16 protein-coding genes are annotated in these 18099 nt (G+C 60.4%); 10 read left to right on the top strand and 6 right to left on the bottom strand.

Going from position 1 to position 18099, the window contains the following annotated elements:
* Window positions 1-52: 52 nt before the first annotated feature.
* The gene (locus tag JFT91_RS04960; protein ID WP_201231722.1) at window positions 53-1474 is read right to left on the bottom strand and encodes an aminotransferase-like domain-containing protein; all 1422 of its coding nucleotides are present in this window, start codon (window positions 1472-1474) and stop codon (window positions 53-55) included.
* Window positions 1475-1653: 179 nt separating this feature from the next.
* Between JFT91_RS04960 and JFT91_RS04955 the strand changes: the two genes are divergently transcribed.
* Window positions 1654-1899, top strand: a complete 246-nt coding sequence (locus JFT91_RS04955; RefSeq protein ID WP_201147461.1) for a DUF1127 domain-containing protein — start codon at window positions 1654-1656, stop codon at window positions 1897-1899.
* Between the two features lie 116 nt (window positions 1900-2015).
* Here the strand turns inward: JFT91_RS04955 and JFT91_RS04950 are convergent, their stop codons facing one another.
* Window positions 2016-3326, bottom strand: a complete 1311-nt coding sequence (locus JFT91_RS04950) for an NAD(P)/FAD-dependent oxidoreductase (RefSeq protein ID WP_201231721.1) — start codon at window positions 3324-3326, stop codon at window positions 2016-2018.
* A 148-nt stretch (window positions 3327-3474) separates the two neighbouring features.
* Between JFT91_RS04950 and JFT91_RS04945 the strand changes: the two genes are divergently transcribed.
* Complete coding sequence (locus JFT91_RS04945; protein ID WP_064116421.1) at window positions 3475-3828, top strand: YkgJ family cysteine cluster protein; 354 nt, start codon at window positions 3475-3477, stop codon at window positions 3826-3828.
* Between the two features lie 119 nt (window positions 3829-3947).
* On the opposite strand, the gene JFT91_RS04940 is transcribed toward JFT91_RS04945, so the two are convergent.
* Window positions 3948-4436 (bottom strand): Lrp/AsnC ligand binding domain-containing protein, encoded by a 489-nt coding sequence (locus tag JFT91_RS04940; RefSeq protein ID WP_003206849.1) that lies wholly within the window; start codon window positions 4434-4436, stop codon window positions 3948-3950.
* Between the two features lie 153 nt (window positions 4437-4589).
* Here JFT91_RS04940 and dadA point away from each other — a divergent pair, with 153 nt between their 5' ends.
* The 6 genes from dadA (at window position 4590) to JFT91_RS04910 (ending at window position 10681) form a co-directional block, all read left to right on the top strand.
* A complete protein-coding gene (gene dadA, locus JFT91_RS04935) occupies window positions 4590-5894 on the top strand; it encodes a D-amino acid dehydrogenase (RefSeq protein ID WP_150649016.1) in 1305 nt (434 codons plus the stop codon).
* A complete protein-coding gene (locus JFT91_RS04930) occupies window positions 5866-6219 on the top strand; it encodes a RidA family protein (RefSeq protein WP_201229253.1) in 354 nt (117 codons plus the stop codon). The genes dadA and JFT91_RS04930 overlap by 29 nt, the downstream gene beginning before the upstream one ends.
* Before the next feature lie 95 nt (window positions 6220-6314).
* A complete protein-coding gene (gene alr / locus JFT91_RS04925) occupies window positions 6315-7388 on the top strand; it encodes an alanine racemase (RefSeq protein WP_201231720.1) in 1074 nt (357 codons plus the stop codon).
* A gap of 88 nt (window positions 7389-7476) precedes the next feature.
* Window positions 7477-8025, top strand: coding sequence for a type II toxin-antitoxin system RelB family anti-toxin (relB, locus tag JFT91_RS04920; protein ID WP_025112726.1), 549 nt, complete (start codon window positions 7477-7479; stop codon window positions 8023-8025).
* 181 nt (window positions 8026-8206) lie between these two features.
* A complete protein-coding gene (locus JFT91_RS04915) occupies window positions 8207-8623 on the top strand; it encodes a c-type cytochrome (protein WP_053125000.1) in 417 nt (138 codons plus the stop codon).
* Between the two features lie 135 nt (window positions 8624-8758).
* Window positions 8759-10681 carry an acetyl-CoA hydrolase/transferase C-terminal domain-containing protein gene (locus tag JFT91_RS04910; RefSeq protein ID WP_201231719.1) on the top strand — a complete coding sequence of 641 codons (1923 nt, stop codon included), beginning with the start codon at window positions 8759-8761 and terminating at the stop codon, window positions 10679-10681.
* A 129-nt stretch (window positions 10682-10810) separates the two neighbouring features.
* Here the strand turns inward: JFT91_RS04910 and JFT91_RS04905 are convergent, their stop codons facing one another.
* Window positions 10811-11383: a xanthine phosphoribosyltransferase gene (locus JFT91_RS04905; RefSeq protein WP_201229243.1), complete on the bottom strand. Its 573-nt coding sequence runs from the start codon at window positions 11381-11383 to the stop codon at window positions 10811-10813.
* Between the two features lie 58 nt (window positions 11384-11441).
* Entirely contained in the window at window positions 11442-13451 is a 2010-nt protein-coding gene (gene rep, locus JFT91_RS04900; RefSeq protein WP_201147467.1) for a DNA helicase Rep, read from the bottom strand.
* A 262-nt stretch (window positions 13452-13713) separates the two neighbouring features.
* On the opposite strand from rep, the gene JFT91_RS04895 reads away from it, so the two are divergent.
* A complete protein-coding gene (locus JFT91_RS04895; protein ID WP_201229240.1) occupies window positions 13714-15387 on the top strand; it encodes a putative bifunctional diguanylate cyclase/phosphodiesterase in 1674 nt (557 codons plus the stop codon).
* A gap of 198 nt (window positions 15388-15585) precedes the next feature.
* Here the strand turns inward: JFT91_RS04895 and JFT91_RS04890 are convergent, their stop codons facing one another.
* Window positions 15586-16983 carry a NorM family multidrug efflux MATE transporter gene (locus JFT91_RS04890; RefSeq protein ID WP_201231718.1) on the bottom strand — a complete coding sequence of 466 codons (1398 nt, stop codon included), beginning with the start codon at window positions 16981-16983 and terminating at the stop codon, window positions 15586-15588.
* A 159-nt stretch (window positions 16984-17142) separates the two neighbouring features.
* On the opposite strand from JFT91_RS04890, the gene JFT91_RS04885 reads away from it, so the two are divergent.
* Window positions 17143-18063 carry a LysR substrate-binding domain-containing protein gene (locus tag JFT91_RS04885; RefSeq protein ID WP_201231717.1) on the top strand — a complete coding sequence of 307 codons (921 nt, stop codon included), beginning with the start codon at window positions 17143-17145 and terminating at the stop codon, window positions 18061-18063.
* Window positions 18064-18099 lie beyond the last annotated feature (36 nt).

Below are 18099 nucleotides of genomic sequence, written 5' to 3'. Positions count from 1 at the left end.
CGTTCCGAAGGGCGGCAAGGGTCGGCATATGGACGCTGGGCTCTCAAAAAAGTCAGTCGGCTTCGGCGAGCAGTTTGATCGCCGCCGCGCCGACCTTGCGCACCGCCTCTTCGATCTGCGGGGTCGGCTTGGCGGCGTAGTTCATGCGCAGGCAATTGCGGTACTTGCCCGAGGCGGAAAAGATGCTGCCGACGGCAATCTGGACGCCTTGATCATGCAGCGCACGATTGAGCTTCAGCGTGTCGAAACCCTCCGGCAATTCGACCCACAACATGAAGCTGCCCTGCGGACGGCTGGCGCGAGTACCGGCCGGGAAATAGCGGGTGACCCAGTCGATCATCAGGTCGCGATTACGCTGGTATTGCGTGCGCATCCGCCGCAAGTGCGGTTCGAAGTGGCCGGACTTGAGAAACTCTGCGATGGCTATTTGTGGCTGTGGAGCGGTGGAGCCAGTGCTGATGTATTTCATGTGCAGCACCCGTTCCAGATAGCGGCCCGGCGCGACCCAGCCAATGCGCAAGCCCGGCGCCAACGTCTTGGAAAACGAACTGCACAACAGCACGCGGCCATCCTCATCGAAGGATTTGATCGTGCGCGGCCGCGGGTAGGTGTAGGCCAGTTCGCCATACACGTCGTCTTCGATGATTGCCACGTCGAAGCGCTGGGCCAGGTTGAGCAGGGCGCGTTTGCGCGACTCCGGCATGATGTAGCCGAGCGGATTGTTGCAGTTGGGGGTGAGTTGGATGACTTTGATCGGCCACTGCTCCAACGCCAGTTCCAGCGCTTCGAGGCTGATGCCGGTGAGCGGGTCGGTGGGGATTTCCAAGGCCTTCATGCCCAGGCCCTTGAGCGTCTGCATGGCGCCGTGAAAGCTTGGCGAATCCACCGCGACGATGTCGCCCGGCTCGCAGATCGCGTGGATGCTGGTGGACAGCGCTTCGTGGCAACCGGTGGTGACGACGAGGTCGCTGGCGCTCAACTGACAGCCGGAATCGAGCATCAATCGGGCGATCTGCTCGCGCAGTTCGAGGGTGCCGTGAATGTTGTCGTAATACAGACCGGGCATGTCCTGGCGGCGACTGATGCGCGCCAGTCCACGCAGCAGTGGTTTCATCGTTGGCGAACTGACGTCGGGCATGCCTCGGCCCAGTTGCACGACGTCCTTGCGCGGCACCGCGCGAATCAATTCCAGCACTTGATCCCACTGCGAAATTTCCACTGGCCGCTGCGCCGGGCGGCCGATGGCGGGCAGTTCCGGAAGCTCGCGGCCCACCGGCACGAAGTAGCCGGATTTGGGTTTCGGTGTGGCGAGGCCGCTGTCTTCAAGCATGCGATAGGCCTGCTGCACCGTGCTCAGGCTGACCCCATGTTCTACGCTCAAGGCGCGCACCGATGGCAGGCGATCGCCAGGACGGTAGAAGCCTTGTTCGATGCGCGTGCCGAGCAACTCGGCGAGGTTCACATAAAGGGTCATGGCACTGCCTCGGTGAAGGAAACTCGATAAACCAGTACAGATGCGGCACAAATCGGCAATTCAGTCTCAGGAACGGCAAATCTGTATGGATTTAATACAGTTGCTTTGAATCTGTAACGGTTTTGTCGACCCGCGCATCATGGAATCTCTGGCTACCCAAGTAAACAGGAGCAACAAAAATGAACGGCTTGAGCGATGTGCGGCTGACGTTACACAGTCAGGAACTGGCGGCAGGGCAGAAGGACAGTGCATGGAATACCGCCATGCGCAACGCGCCTTCCGGCCTTGGTCGCTGGGGCCTGCTCTGGCACCGTTTGCACACGCGCAAGGCGTTGCTCGGCTTGACGCCGGAGCAACTCAAGGATGTCGGGCTGACCCGGGAGCAGGCGCAGGAGGAGGGCTTGAAGCCGTTCTGGCGGATCTGAAATCTTCAGTGATCTTGAGGACCCTTCGCGAGCAGGCTCGCTCCCACAGGGAAATGCATTCCAAGTGTGGGAGCGAGCCTGCTCGCGAAGGAGTCAGCCAAGGCGCCACATATCTGTCAGACCAGCTCTTTGAGGCGATGCCACAACATCCCCAACGCCAGCAACGGCGAACGCAAATGCTTGCCACCCGGGAAGGTGATGTGCGGCACTCTGGCAAACAGATCAAAGCCACCGCTGTGCTGCCCACTGATCGCCTCAGCGAGCAACTTGCCCGCCAGGTGCGTGGCATTCACGCCGTGACCGGAATAGGCCTGGGCGTAATACACGTTCGGCTGATCCACCAGACGGCCGATCTGCGGCAAACGGTTCGCGCCGATGCCGATCATCCCGCCCCACTGGTAATCGACTTTCACCCCGGCCAATTGCGGAAACACTTCGAGCATTTTCGGCTGCATGTACGCGCCGATGTCCTTGGGGTCGCGCCCCGAGTAATGACAAGCACCGCCGAACAGCAAACGACGATCCGCCGAGAGCCGGTAGTAATCCAGCGCCACGCGCTGGTCACAGACCGCCATGTTTTGCGGCAACAGCCTGTGCGCCTGTTCTTCGGATAGCGGTTCGGTGGCGATGATGTAACTACCGGCCGGCAGGACTTTGCCGCTGAGTTGCGAATTGAGGTCATTCAGATAAGCGTTGCAACCGAGCACCAGCGTCTTCGCCCGCACCGAACCTTGTGCTGTGTGCACTTTCACTTCGCGGCCGTAGTCGATACGCGTCACCGCCGAATGCTCGTACAGTTTCACTCCCAGTTGGTGCGCCGCGGCCGCTTCACCCAAGGCCAGATTCAACGGATGCAGATGCCCGGAACCCATGTCGATCAAGCCGCCAACGTAGCGTGTGGAACCGACCACGGTGTGCATTTCATGGGCTTGCAGCAGGCGGGTTTCATGGCGATAACCGAGGCTGCGCAATTCCTCGGCGTCTGCGGCAAAACCGTCGAGGTCGGCGGGTTTGTTGGCGAGGTCGCAGTAACCCCAGGTCAGGTCGCAGGCGATTTGAAAACGTTCGACGCGCTGACGGACGATTTCCACCGCTTCCAGGCCCATCAATTTCATCTCGCGCACACCGTCGGCGCCGATGACGTTGGCGAACTGATCGAGACCATGACCGACGCCGCGAATCAATTGCCCGCCGTTGCGGCCGCTGGCGCCCCAGCCGATCTTGTGCGCTTCCAGCAAGACCACGCTGAGGCCGCGTTCGGCCAGTTCCAGCGCGGTGTTCAACCCGGAAAAGCCGCCACCGACCACACAGACGTCGGCCACTGCTTCACCTTCCAATACAGGATGATCCGGCTGCGGCAGGCTGCTGGCGGCGTAGTAGGAGGCAACGTGGGGTTGGCTCGCGGTGGTATGGGCGCGGGCATTCATGGGCATCATCCAACGGCTGTGGTGTCGAGAAAATTTGACGGAGCATAAGCCGCGCGCCCGAACGTGGGCAACACTGGTCGGCCTGCGGTGTCTGGATCACGGCTTTTGCGGCACAATTGCCGCCTATTTCACCTTGGTTACCGCTTCGATGAGCTGCAACAGCCAGAAAATTCGCGCCTTGCGCCAGCAGATCCCCTCGTTCGAGTGCGTGCCCGGCTGCCACGATTGCTGCGGCCCGGTGACCACTTCGCCGGAAGAAATGGCCCGCCTGCCGCGCAAGACCCGCGCCGAGCAGGATGCGGCGATGGAGGAGCTGAACTGTGTGCACCTGGGGCCGAATGGCTGCACGGTGTATGAGGAGCGGCCGTTGATTTGCCGGTTGTTTGGCACGACCAAAACCTTGCCTTGCCCGAATGAACGGCGGCCGGTGGAGCTGATTCATCCACGGGTGGAGAAGCAGATTTTCGAATACATGGCAGCGAATCGGCAGGTGCTGGTTTAGCGGGTTCACTCCTGACCGAATCGAGGCCATCGCGAGCAGGCTCACTCCTACAGGGGGAGTGCATTCCAACTGTAGGAGTGAGCCTGCTCGCGATAGGGCCAGGTCAGGCCCGGCAAAACTCAGTCCGGAATCGGCAGGTTCAAGCTCTCTTTCACTTCTTCCATCACGATATAGCTCTTCGACTCTCGCACATGCGGCAGCTTCAGCAGAATGTCGCCCAGCAACTTGCGGTACGAGGCCATCTCGGAAATCCGCGCCTTCACCAGATAGTCGAAATCCCCTGACACCAGATGGCACTCCAGCACGTGCGGCAATTTCAGCACCGCGCGGCGGAACTCTTCGAACGTGTCGCCGGATTTGTAGTCGAGGCTGATCTCGACGAACACCAGCAAGCTACCCTTCAAATGCTGCGGATTCAGCCGGGCGTTGTAGCCCATGATGATCCCTTCGCGCTCCAGCCGGCGCACCCGCTCAGTGCACGGTGTGGTGGAGAGGCCGACCTTTTCACCGAGTTCGGTAAAGGAAATCCGCCCGTCCGCCTGCAGGATCCGCAAGATGTTGCGGTCGATCTTGTCCAGCTCACGTTTGGTCTGAGTGTTGGTACGCATAGGGGATGCGCCTCCGTGAAAAGGGTTTTTGCCGAGAATTGTCGCCAAATATAGGCGCTTATATAGTGAAAAGCACTGGCATTTATTTTTTACACTGCGCGCATCATTGCTCTGACAACAGACGTACGCGGCACGCCGCGAGAGGGATAAAAAATGCGCGTTATGGTCTTGGGTAGCGGCGTCATCGGTACCGCCAGTGCTTACTATCTGGCCCGTGCCGGGTTTGAAGTGGTGGTGGTCGACCGGCAGCCAGCCGCGGCCATGGAGACCAGTTTCGCCAACGCCGGCCAGGTCTCGCCGGGCTATGCCTCGCCGTGGGCCGCGCCGGGCGTGCCGCTCAAGGCCATCAAGTGGCTGCTGCAACGCCACGCCCCTCTCGCGATCAAGGCCACCGCCGACATCGATCAATACCTGTGGATGGCGCAGATGCTGCGCAATTGCACTGCCAACCGTTACGCGGTAAACAAGGAGCGCATGGTGCGTCTGTCCGAGTACAGCCGCGACTGCCTCGACGAATTGCGCGCCGAAACCGGCATCGCCTACGAAGGCCGCAGCCTGGGCACCACGCAACTGTTCCGCACCCAGGCTCAGCTGGACGGCGCCGCCAAAGACATCGCCGTGCTGAAAGAGTCCGGCGTGCCGTTTGAAGTGCTCGACCGCGCCGGCATTGCTCGCGTTGAACCTGCGCTGGCGGGTGTGACTGACATCCTCGCCGGTGCCCTGCGCCTGCCGAACGATCAGACTGGCGATTGCCAGATGTTCACCACACGCCTCGCCGAAATGGCGGTGAAACTCGGTGTGGAATTCCGCTTCGGTCAGGACATCCAGAAACTCGACTACGCCGGTGATCGCATCAACGGCGTGTGGATCGACGGCAAACTGGAAACCGCCGACCGCTACGTATTGGCGCTTGGCAGCTACTCGCCGCAACTGCTCAAGCCGCTGGGCATCAAGGCCCCGGTGTATCCGCTCAAGGGTTACTCGCTGACCGTGCCGATCACCAACCCGGCCATGGCCCCGACTTCGACTATTCTCGACGAGACCTACAAGGTCGCGATCACCCGTTTCGACAATCGCATCCGCGTTGGCGGCATGGCCGAAATCGCCGGTTTTGACCTGTCGCTGAACCCGCGTCGGCGCGAAACCCTGGAGATGATCGTCAACGACCTTTATCCTCAGGGCGGCAATCTGGCCGAAGCAAGCTTCTGGACCGGCCTGCGTCCGACCACCCCGGACGGCACGCCGATCGTTGGCGCCACGCCGTTCAAGAATCTGTTCCTCAACACCGGTCACGGCACGCTCGGCTGGACCATGGCGTGCGGTTCCGGTCGTCTGTTGGCCGACTTGATGGCGAAGAAAAAACCACAGATCAGCGCCGAAGGCCTCGATATTTCCCGTTACGGCAACAAAATTCAGGAGTCCGCAAAACATGGCAATCCAGCGCCAGCTCACCAATGAGCGCATGAGTCAGATCGTCAGCCACAACGGCACCGTGTATCTGGCCGGGCAGGTCGGTGACGACTTCGACGCCGGGATTGAACAGCAGACCCGCGAAGTCCTCGGCAATATCGAGCGCTTGCTGGATCTGGCCGGGACTGACAAACAGCATTTGCTGTCGGCGACGATTTACCTGAACGATATCGAAGCGCACTTCGCCGGGATGAACTCGGTGTGGGACCAGTGGCTGCCAAAGGGTGCCGCCCCGGCCCGCGCCACCGTCGAAGCGAAAATGGCCAAGCCGAGCATTCTGGTAGAAATCTCTATCGTCGCCGCGCTGCCGTAACCCGTTGTAAAGATCCCTCTCCCGGCGCTATTGGCGGTTCACGTCGTCAGTCGGCGCCGGTTTTTATTCCCATGACCGCCAAGAAGTCTGCTGCCATGCGTCCTGCCCGTGCCCTGATCGACCTTCAAGCCCTGCGTCACAACTACCGAATTGCCCGCGAAGTCACCGGCGCCAAGGCGCTTGCGGTGATCAAGGCCGATGCTTACGGCCATGGCGCGGTGCGTTGCGCGCAGGCGCTGGAAGCCGAGGCTGATGGTTTTGCCGTCGCCTGCATCGAAGAAGCTTTGGAGCTGCGCGCTGCGGGCATTCGTGCTCCGGTGTTGTTGCTGGAAGGGATTTTCGAGGCCGATGAGCTGGCGCTGATCGTCGAGCATGATTTCTGGTGCGTGGTGCATTCGCTGTGGCAACTCGAAGCGATCGAGCAGGCTGCGCTGAGTAAACCGATCACCGTTTGGTTGAAGCTCGATTCGGGCATGCACCGCGTTGGGCTGCATCCGAAGGATTATGCGGCGGCTTATCAACGTCTGCTGGCCAGCGGCAAAGTGGCGAAAATCGTCTTGATGAGCCACTTCGCCCGCGCCGATGAGCTGCACGCGCAGAGCAGCACCGAGCAAGTTGCGGTGTTTGAAGCGGCGCGTCAGGGCCTGGCGGCGGAAGTCAGCCTGCGCAACTCGCCAGCCGTGCTCGGTTGGCCGCAGATTCACAGCGATTGGGTGCGCCCGGGCATCATGCTCTACGGCGCCACGCCGTTCGAAGAAGCCAACGCCGTGGCCGAGCGCCTGCAACCGGTGATGACGCTGGAATCGAAAGTCATCTGCGTGCGTGAACTGCCCGCCGGCGAACCGATCGGTTATGGCGCCAAATTCATCACCGACAAGCCGATGCGTATCGGCGTGGTCGCCATGGGTTACGCCGACGGCTACCCGCGTCAGGCGCCAACCGGCACGCCAGTTTTGGTGGCAGGTAAACGCAGCCGCATTCTCGGTCGCGTGTCGATGGACATGCTCTGCATCGATCTGACGGATGTGCCGGAAGCCGACCTCGGTTCGACCGTCGAGTTGTGGGGCAAAAACATCCTCGCCAGCGAAGTGGCGAAGTGGGCCGACACCATCCCGTACCAGATCTTCTGCAATCTGCGTCGGGTGCCAAGGCCCTATTCCGAGGGTTAAGGTCGCCGGGGAGCCCAAGTGTTGTAAATACTGAACGCTGTCGCCATGATAACGCTCAATATTCTTACAACATCAGGAGGCTCGCGCCTTGGACGTCGGTGAACGACTGCAATCGATCCGCAAGCTCAAAGGGCTTTCCCAGCGTGAACTCGCCAAACGTGCGGGCGTCACCAACAGCACCATTTCGATGATCGAAAAGAACAGCGTCAGTCCTTCGATCAGTTCGCTGAGGAAGGTACTGGGCGGGATTCCCATGTCCATGGTCGAGTTCTTTTCCGAAGAGATTCTGCAGGAAATCCCGACCCAGATCGTCTACAAGGCCAACGAGCTGATCGACATTTCCGACGGCGCCGTGACCATGAAACTGGTCGGCCGTGCGCATCCCAGCCGCGCCATCGCATTCCTCAACGAAATCTACCCACCGGGCGCCGATACGGGCGAAGAAATGCTCACCCATGAAGGCGAGGAGACCGGAATTCTGGTGGAAGGTCGTCTGGAACTGGTAGTGGGTCTTGAAACTTTTATTCTCGAAGCCGGCGACAGCTACTACTTTGAAAGTACCAAGCCGCATCGTTTTCGCAATCCGTTCGACTTGCCTGCGCGACTAATCAGCGCAGCAACGCCGGCAAATTTTTAAAATAGAGGCGCCAAGCCATGACGGCGAAGGCATCCGAAGAGTTTTTTCACTGCGCGGTATAACCCCTTCGACTATGGGGTTGTTTCAGTGTGGCGGGCTACCCGCTATACTTCCGCCCGCCTGCGAACCGTGGCCGCAGGCGTGAATAGCCACCATTGAGGGTGAACGCGTGAACCTAATTATGAAAATGCTGGCCGCACCAGCAACCGTACTGGCCCTCTGGGCTGTCAGCGCTCAAGCTGCGACCAATGACGACATTGCCAAACGCCTTGAACCTGTCGGCCAGGTGTGTGTTCAAGGGCAGGAATGCAAGGGGATGGAAGTGGCTGCAACTGCCGGCGGCGGTGGCGGTGCGAAAACCCCGGACGAAGTGATTGCCAAACATTGCAACGCTTGCCACGGTACCGGCCTGTTGGGTGCGCCGAAAATCGGTGACGCAGCAGCCTGGAAAGACCGCGCCGATCATCAGGGCGGCCTCGACGGTTTGCTGGCAAAAGCCATTACCGGCCTGAACGCCATGCCGCCAAAAGGCACCTGCGCCGATTGCTCGGATGACGAGCTCAAGGGTGCAATCCAGAAGATGTCCGGCCTGAAATAAGCCGCACTTCTGACGCAAAAAACCGTCTTCGGACGGTTTTTTTGTGTCCGCGATTCATTGCGTGGGCTGTTCATTGCAGCAAACTCAAGGCAAGCTCGGTCTACCTCTATTCACGGAACGGGCGGGAGGCTTCAGATGGTGCAGTTGTGTTCGATCGAACAGGCAGTGGACGACGTACTGGCGAGGTTGCCAGCGCACATCCACATGGGCATGCCGCTGGGCCTGGGCAAACCCAATCACTTCGTCAACGCGCTGTACCGGCGCATCAAGGGACTGCCCGAGCGCCAACTGACGATCTACACCGCACTGTGCCTGGGCCGTCCGAGCTTGGGCGATGGTTTGCAGAAACGCTTCATCGAACCCTTCGTCGAACGCGTCTTCGGTGACTATCCGGAGTTCGATTTTCTCGCCGATCTGCGCGGCGACAGCCTGCCCGCCAACATCCGCATCGAACAGTTCTTCATGCAGCCCGGCAGCCTGCTCAACAGCCCGCCGGCCCAGCAGGATTACGTCAGCAGCAACTACAGCCATGCCGCCCGCGACATCAACGCCGCCGGCCTGAATCTGGTGGCGCAACTGCTCGCCAGCAGCAGCGAACACCCGGATCGCCTGAGCCTGAGCTGCAACCCGGACATCACCCTCGACCTGTTGCCGATGATCGCCAAACGTCGCGAAGCCGGGGAGACCATTGTGCTGGTCGGTCAGGTTCATACCGATCTGCCGTACATGCCCGGCGATGCCGAAGTCGACATCGACACCTTCGACCTGCTGATCGACGCGAAGGACAGCAGCACGCTGTTTTCCACGCCGAACATGCCGGTCGGGTTTCAGGATCATTTCATCGGTCTGCACGCGAGTACGCTGGTGCGCGACGGCGGCACGTTGCAGATCGGCATCGGCTCGATGGGCGATGCGCTCACCGCCGCACTGCTCGCGCGCCAGGCTGACAACGCGGGTTACCAAGCGTTGCTCAGTGACATCAACCTCAGCCAATGGGCGCAGTTGATCGACCGCGAGGGCGGCACCGGGCCATTCGCCAAAGGCCTTTACGGTTGCAGCGAAATGTTCGTCAACGGTTTGCTGGTGCTGGCGGATGCCGGGATTATTCGGCGCAAGGTCTACCCCGACGTGCCGACGCAGGAGCAAGCCAACGCCGGCACCCTCGACGAAGCGGCGCAGACTGACGGCATCTCGGTGCACGGCGGATTCTTCCTCGGCCCGCGCAGTTTCTACGAGCGCTTGCGCGAGCTGCCGTTGAGCAAGCGCCTCGAATTCAACATGACCCGCATCAGCTACATCAACGAGTTGTATGGTCAGGAAGAACTCAAGCGCTTGCAGCGTCTCGATGCGCGGTTCATCAACACTGTGTTCACCATGACCTTGCTGGGCGCCGGCGTGGCCGATCAACTGGAAGACGGAAGGGTGCTCAGTGGTGTCGGCGGGCAGTACAACTTCGTTGCGCAGGGACATGCATTGCACGATGCGCGCTCGATTCTGATCCTGCGCAGTTGGCGTGAATCCGGCGGGGACGTCAGCTCCAACATCGTCTGGGAATACGGCCACTGCACGATCCCACGGCATCTGCGGGATATCGTGGTCACCGAATATGGCATCGCCGATCTGCGCGGCAAGACGGACGCTGCGGTCATTGAGGCGTTGCTCAATGTCAGCGACTCACGCTTTCAGTCAGGGCTGATCGAGCAGGCGCAGAAGGTTGGCAAACTGCCAAAGGATTTCCGTATCGATCCACGCTTCGCCGACAACACACCGCAGCGTTTGCAGGCGATTGCCGCGCGGCATCCGAACCTATTTCCGGAGTATCCGCTGGGCTGTGATTTCACCGCGATCGAACGGGATTTGCTGCGGGCGCTGAACTGGCTGAAGAGCAAGTTCAAGCTCACCGAGATTCTCGAACTTGGCAAAGCAGCCCTCGACGCCCCCGAGGCATCCCTATACCCGGAACACCTCGAACGCATGCAACTCACAAACCCGGAAGGCCTTAAAGAAGACCTGTTCCAACGCCTGCTCCTCACGGGCCTAAAAGCCACCGCGCAATAACTGCGCACCCCAAAACCAACTGTGGGAGCGAGCCTGCTCGCGAAAGCGGTGGATCAATCAACACAAGATGTCGACTGATCCAAAGCATTCGCGAGCAGGCTCGCTCCCACAGGGGTATGCGGTGTGGCTTTATTCGATGAAGGTGACAACGCCGCCCGCCAGCGACTTCACGCGAGCCAGCGATTCAACGCGATAGCCCTGCGAGTCCAGTTCGGCGCGGCCGCCCTGGAACGATTTCTCGATGACGATGCCCAGACCGGCAACGGTGGCGCCGGCCTGCTTGATGATCGAGATCAGCGCCTGCGATGCCTTGCCGTTGGCCAGGAAGTCGTCAATGACCAACACGCGGTCACTGCTGGTCAGGTGGCGCGGGGAGATGGCGACGGTGCTTTCGGTCTGCTTGGTGAACGAGTAAACGGTCGCCGACAGCAGGTTTTCAGTCAGGGTCAGGGACTGGTGCTTACGGGCGAAGATCACCGGCACACCGAGGTTCAGACCGGTCATGATCGCCGGGGCGATGCCCGAGGCTTCGATGGTGACGATCTTGGTGATGCCCGAATCCTTGAACAGCGTGGCGAATTCGTCGCCGATCAGCTTCATCAGGGCCGGGTCGATCTGGTGGTTCAGAAAGGCGTCGACTTTCAGGACCTGATCGGAAAGCACGATGCCTTCTTCGCGGATTTTCTTGTGCAGTGCTTCCATGAAGCTGTCCTCTGTTGGCGCTATGTGCGCCCTAAGGTTTTAAAAAAAGTGGTCAATTCTAGCGCTTTAACATCGCGCGTATATCAGCCAATGCGTTATTGCCGCGCACGGCTTTGACTTCGGTCGGTGTGTCGTCGTTGCCTTCCCACGCCAGATCGTCCGGCGGCAGCTCATCGAGGAAGCGGCTGGGCGCGCAATCGATGATCTCGCCGTACTGCTTGCGCTTGGCGGCGAAGGTGAAGGCCAGCGTCTGACGGGCGCGGGTGATGCCCACGTAGGCCAGGCGACGTTCTTCTTCGATGGTGTCGGCTTCGATGCTGGAGCGGTGCGGGAGGATTTCCTCTTCCATGCCCATGATGAACACGTACGGGAATTCCAGACCCTTGGACGCATGCAGCGTCATCATCTGCACGCCTTCGGCGCCGTCTTCCTCTTCCTGCTGACGTTCCAGCATGTCGCGCAGGACCAGTTTGCCGATGGCGTCCTCGACGGTCATTTCGCCTTCTTCGTCCTTTTCGAGGGTGTTTTTCAACGCCTCGATCAGGAACCAGACGTTGCTCATCCGGTAATCGGCAGCCTTGTCGCTGGAGCTGTTGGTGCGCAGCCAGTTCTCGTAGTCGATGTCCATGACCATGCTGCGCAGCGCCGAGATCGGGTCTTCGCCGGCGCACTGCTCGCGGACCTTGTCCATGAAGCGCTTGAAGCGCGACAGGCGATCGGTGAAGCGGCTGTCCAGATGCTCGCCCAGGCCGATTTCATCGGTGGCGGCGTACATCGAAATCTTCCGTTCGGTGGCGTAGTTGCCGAGTTTTTCCAACGTGGTCGAGCCGATTTCACGGCGCGGCACGTTTATCACCCGCAGGAAGGCGTTGTCGTCGTCCGGGTTCACGATCAGGCGGAAGTAGGCCATCAGGTCTTTTACTTCCTGACGGCCGAAGAAGCTGTTGCCGCCGCTCAGGCGGTACGGCACCTGGTGGTGCTGCAACTTCAGCTCGATCAGCTTGGCCTGATAGTTACCGCGATAAAGAATCGCGAAGTCGCTGTACGGGCGGTCGGTGCGCAAGTGCAGGCTGAGGATTTCCATGGCCACGCGCTCGGCTTCGGCGTCCTCGTTGCGGCAGCGGATCACGCGGATCTCGTCGCCGTGGCCCATTTCACTCCACAACTGCTTCTCGAATTCGTGCGGATTGTTCGAGATCAGCACGTTGGCGCAACGCAGAATGCGGCTGGTGGAGCGGTAGTTCTGCTCCAGCATCACCACTTTCAGGGACGGATAGTCGTCCTTGAGCAGCATCAGGTTTTCCGGCCGCGCACCGCGCCAGGCGTAGATCGACTGGTCGTCGTCGCCTACCACGGTAAATTGGTTGCGCTTGCCGATGAGCATTTTTACCAGCAGATATTGGCTGGCGTTGGTGTCCTGGTATTCGTCGACCAGCAGGTAGCGAACCTTGTTCTGCCACTTCTCCAGAATGTCGGCGTGCTCTTCGAAGAGTTTTACCGGCAGCAGGATCAGGTCGTCGAAGTCCACCGCGTTAAACGCTTTGAGCGTGCGCTGGTAGTGGGTGTAGACGATGGCGGCAGTCTGTTCCTTGGGGTTGCGCGCGTTCTCCAGCGCCTGCGGCGGCAGGATCAGGTCGTTTTTCCAGGCGCCGATCATGTTCTTGATCTCGTCGACGCCGTCTTCGCCCGCGTACTCCTTCTGCATGATGTCGGTCATCAAGGACTTCACGTCGGTCTCGTCGAAAATCGAGAAGCCGGGTTTGTAACCCAACCGCGCGTGTTCCTTGCGAATGATGTTCAGACCGAGGTTGTGGAAGGTGCAGACCGTCAGGCCACGCCCCTCGCCGGCCCGCAGCAGGGTGCCGACCCGCTCTTTCATCTCGCGCGCGGCCTTGTTGGTAAAGGTCATGGCGACGATGTACTGGGCGCGGATGCCGCAGTTCTGGATCAGGTGCGCGATTTTGCGCGTGATCACGCTGGTCTTGCCGGAGCCAGCACCGGCGAGCACCAATAGAGGGCCGCCGACGTAGTTCACGGCTTCTTGCTGCCGGGGATTGAGTCGGGACATATGAAAATTCGGGAGTCGTTGACGAAATGGGCCGGCATTTTAACAGGCTCAGAGAATTGTGCTGCTCTGTCCGACTTGTGACGCACCACGCGATTCAAATTTGCCGGTTTTGTTACTTTCACGCAGGATGCGCGGAGATTTTGCGGCTAATGTTCTCATTCGTGACACAAAATAACGTTTTGATAACCGTTGTCATTTGGTCATTGAACTGCGCAACGGCATAATGCCCCGCCCACATCATTGCAGAGTCTAGGGAGCTAGCTTGTCTACGCCTGTCGAACCCTTGCGTTTGCTGCTACTGGCCGAAGAGCCAGCGTGGACAGCGTTATTGCGCGAGTGTCTGGCTCCGATGGGGAGCGCGGCGGTGCTGATCAGTGCGCCGAGTTGGGACTCGGTCAGCAGTCTGTTCGAAGACAACCGCCATGCGGTGCTGTTGACCCTTCCCGCATTGCAACCGGCCCCGGGCCGTTGCAGCCTGCCGACCGTATTGCTGCTGGACCACGAGCCGGCGACCGCGCCTGTTGGGGTCAGCGACTGGCTGGTGTTCGACGCCCTCGACGCCGGCATGCTGCGGCGTTGCCTGCGCCATGTGCGTGAGCGCGGCGTACTCGAAAACACCTTGCAACGCCTCGCCGAACAGGATCCGCTGACCGGTATCGCCAACCGTCAGGGTTTTCAGACCTTGCTCACGGCGCGGCTGGCGGAAAACGACGGCCGTGGCCTGGCGCTCGGCCATCTCGATCTCGACAACTTCCGCCACGCCAACGACGCTCTCGGTCATCAGGCCGGCGACCGCTTGATCCTGCAAGTCGTCGCGCGGCTGAAAAGCCAGCTTGAGGCCGGTGATCAACTGGCACGGCTGGGCAGCGACGAATTCGCGCTGTTGATCGACACCCGCCGTGCACCGCAACGCGCCGAATGGATGGCCGAGCGCATCACCGAAGCCTTGTCCGAACCCTACTGGGTCGATGGCGAAAGCCTGTTGATCGGCTCCAGCCTCGGCATCGCCCATGCCCGCGCGCAGGGTGGCGCCGATCCGCTGATGTGGCACGCGCACATCGCCATGCAGCAGGCCAAGAGCACCCAGGGCTGCACCTTTCACATCTTCAACGAACGGATCAACCGCAACGCGCGAAGCATGGCCGACCTCGAAAGTGAGCTGCGCCGGGCCTTGCGTCGCGATGAACTGGAACTGCATTACCAGCCTCGGCTTAATCTTGAGGACGGCCAGATTGTCGGCCTCGAGGCCTTGGTGCGCTGGCGCCACGGCGAGCGCGGTCTGCTGCCGCCAAGTGAATTCGTGCCACTGGCCGAGCAGAGTGGTTTGATCGTGCCGCTGGGTTATTGGGTCATTTCCCGGGCACTGCGTGACATGCAGGCTTTGCGAGAGCGCGGCCTGCCGGCGCTGCACATGGCGATCAACCTGTCGTTTCGTCAGTTTCAGGACAGTCAGTTATTGCCGACGCTGAGCCGGTTGATCGCCGAACGCGGTGTCGAAGCACAGTGGCTGGAGTTCGAGCTGACTGAAACCGCAGTGATGCGGCGCAGCGATCTGGTCAAACAGACCATGGACGCCCTTGGACGCCTCGGCGTGCGCTTCTCGCTGGATGACTTCGGTACCGGTTTCTCGTCGTTTGTGCACCTCAACAGCCTGCCGATCACTTTGCTGAAGATCGACAAGAGCTTCGTCGGTGGCATGGAACAGCGCGAAGAAAACCGCAAACTGGTGCACGCGATGATCAACCTCGCGCACAACCTGCATCTGGAAGTCGTGGCTGAAGGGGTGGAAACCCCGGAACAGCTGGAATTGCTGCGCGGCTTTGGTTGCGATCAGGTACAGGGTTATCTGATCAGCCGGCCGTTGCCGCTGGCGGAACTGGTTGAATACCTGACCTTCGGCTCAAGCCAACAGCCCGCCCTCGAAATCGTGAGCTGACCACTAGAGCAAATTTGAAACAGCATTGTGGCGAGGGGATTCAGCGAAACGTCGCACCGCCCCGTTCGGCTGCGAAGCAGTCGCGAAACCGTCGCACCGGGTGTAACTGATACACCGCGACATCAGATTTTGGGGCGGCTTCGCCACCCAACGGGGATAAATCCCCTCGCCACGAGATTCCCTTTTATTGGGGGGATTTCAGTCGGTCTGAGGAACTGTGAATGGCCTGGATGACGCCGGCTCACGCCGAATCATCCGCTTCATCTTCCACTCGAACGCCAGCGTCAAACTCACCGCCGCACACGCCAGGCCCAGCGCCAATCCCCACCAGACCCCCGTCGGCCCCCAGTTCAAATGGAACGCCATCCACCACGCCGCCGGCGCGCCGATCAGCCAGTAGCAAGCGAGCCCGACCAGGAACGTGGTTTTCGCGTCCTTGAGCCCACGGATACAGCCCATGGCAATCGTCTGCGTGCCGTCGAACAGCTCGAACCACGCCGCCACCGCCAACAGGCTCACCGCCAGACGAATGACCTCGGCAAACGCCGGATCGTTGTGATCGAGGAACAACCCGACCAACTGATTCGGCAAAAACCAGAAGACCATCGCAAAGCCAAGCATCACCACCGCACCAAAAACGATCCCGACGCGACCGGACATCCGTGCATCCAGCAATTGCCCAGCGCCGTAATGCTGGCCGATGCGCATGGTGATCGCATACGACATACCGGCGGGCACCATGAATGCCACCGAAACGATCTGCAGGGCAATCTGGTGCGCGCCCATCTGTGTGCTGCCCATCGTGCCCATGCACAACGCAGCGAAGGCGAACAAGCCGACTTCCACCGCATAGGTGCCACCAATCGGCAGGCCGAGGCGCCAGAGTTCTTTGAGGTATTGCCGATCGGGCCGCGACAGGCCGGCACGCAACGGATACGCGTCATAGGCCGGATGCCGGCGAATATGCCAGGCCAGTGCCAGCGCCATGCAGTTGGCGACAATCGCGGTGACCAGGCCAATGCCCATCAGACCGAGTTTTGGCAGGCCGAACATGCCAGTGATCAGCGCGTAATTGAGCAGGAAGTTGGCCACGGTGCCGGCGAGACTGATGACCATCACCGGCGTCGCCCGACCGATTGCGCTGGTGAAGCCGCGCAGGGCCATGAAGCTCAGATAGCCGGGCAGGGCGAACGGCAGCGCAATCAGAAACTGCCCGGCAGCGATGACATTGGTTTCAGTCTGGCCGAACAGCAGCAATACGGGTTTCAGATTCCACAGCAGCAATCCGGCGCCCAGCGCCATCAGCCACGCCAGCCACAACCCGGCCTGGGTCAGCCGCGCCGCGCCGATGATGTCGCCGGCGCCCTTGCGGATCGCCACCAAGGTGCCGACGGCCGCGATCACGCCGATGCAGAAAATCGATACGAACGAATAGCTCGCAGCCCCCAGCCCACCGCCGGCCAGCGCTTCGGGGCTGATGCGCGCCATCATCAGGGTGTCGGTCAGCACCATCAACATGTGCGCTAACTGCGAGGCGATCAACGGCCCCGACAGCCGCAGGATGGCCCAGAGTTCGGTACGCACAGGATGCTGCATGGTCATCACCACTCAATTTTCAGAGGGAACAGGAGACCGTCGATTCTCGGCGCTCGGAAGGCTTTGCACAAAGGGATAAAAAGGATGGGTGGCATGATTAAAACTCATCCTGAACGGATTCTGCTAAGTTGGCCGCATCCCGCTACAGGAGCTTTGTGCATGTCCCGTCGACTTCCTCCGTTGTATGCCCTGCGCGCATTTGAAGCCGCGGCGCGGCACAGCTCGTTCACCCGTGCCGCCGAAGAACTGTCGATCACCCAGAGTGCAGTCAGTCGGCACATTCGTACGCTTGAGGATCACTTTGCCTGTCGGCTGTTTCATCGCAGTGGACGCAACTTGCAACTGACCGAAGCGGCGCGCCTGCTGCTGCCCGGTATCCGCGAAGGCTTCACCGCCCTTGAACGCGCTTGCAACACTTTGCGTGCTGAAGACGACATCCTGCGCATGAAAGCGCCATCGACCCTGACCATGCGCTGGCTGCTGGCGCGCCTTAGTCGCTTCCGTCATTTGCAGCCGGGCAACGAAGTACAACTGACCAGTGCCTGGATGGACGTGGATTCGGTGGACTTCAACGATGAGCCTTTCGATTGTGCCGTGCTGTTGAGTGACGGCCATTTTCCGCCGGACTGGGAGGGCAGCCTGCTTTTTCCCGAAGAGCTGATCCCGGTGGGCGCGCCGAACCTGCTGAATGATCAACCGTGGGATGTTGCGCGACTGGCCAGCGCCGAATTGTTGCACCCGACCCCGGATCGCCGCGATTGGCGCAGCTGGCTGGAGCACATGGGGTTGTCCGATCAGGTCTCGCTCAAGGGCGGTCAGGTGTTCGATACGTTGGAATTGGGGATGATCGCGGCAGCTCGCGGTTACGGCGTGTCGATGGGCGATCTGCTGATGGTGGCCGAAGATGTCGCTCAAGGAAGATTGAGCCTGCCGTGGCCGACGGTGGTCGCCAGTGGATTGAATTATTACCTGGTGTGGCCAAAAACCCGTCCGGGAGGTGAACGTTTGCGCCGCCTTAGCGACTTTCTCCAGGGCGAAGTCCGCGCCATGGAGCTGCCGGCAGTCAAACGCTTGAGCTGAAACGTTCGAGCCGCCACAATGCCGGCCTTCTGCCAT

This window comes from Pseudomonas sp. TH08, assembly GCF_016651275.1.
Classification (GTDB): Bacteria; Pseudomonadota; Gammaproteobacteria; order Pseudomonadales; family Pseudomonadaceae; genus Aquipseudomonas.
This window is presented reverse-complemented; position numbering and strand designations above follow the sequence as displayed.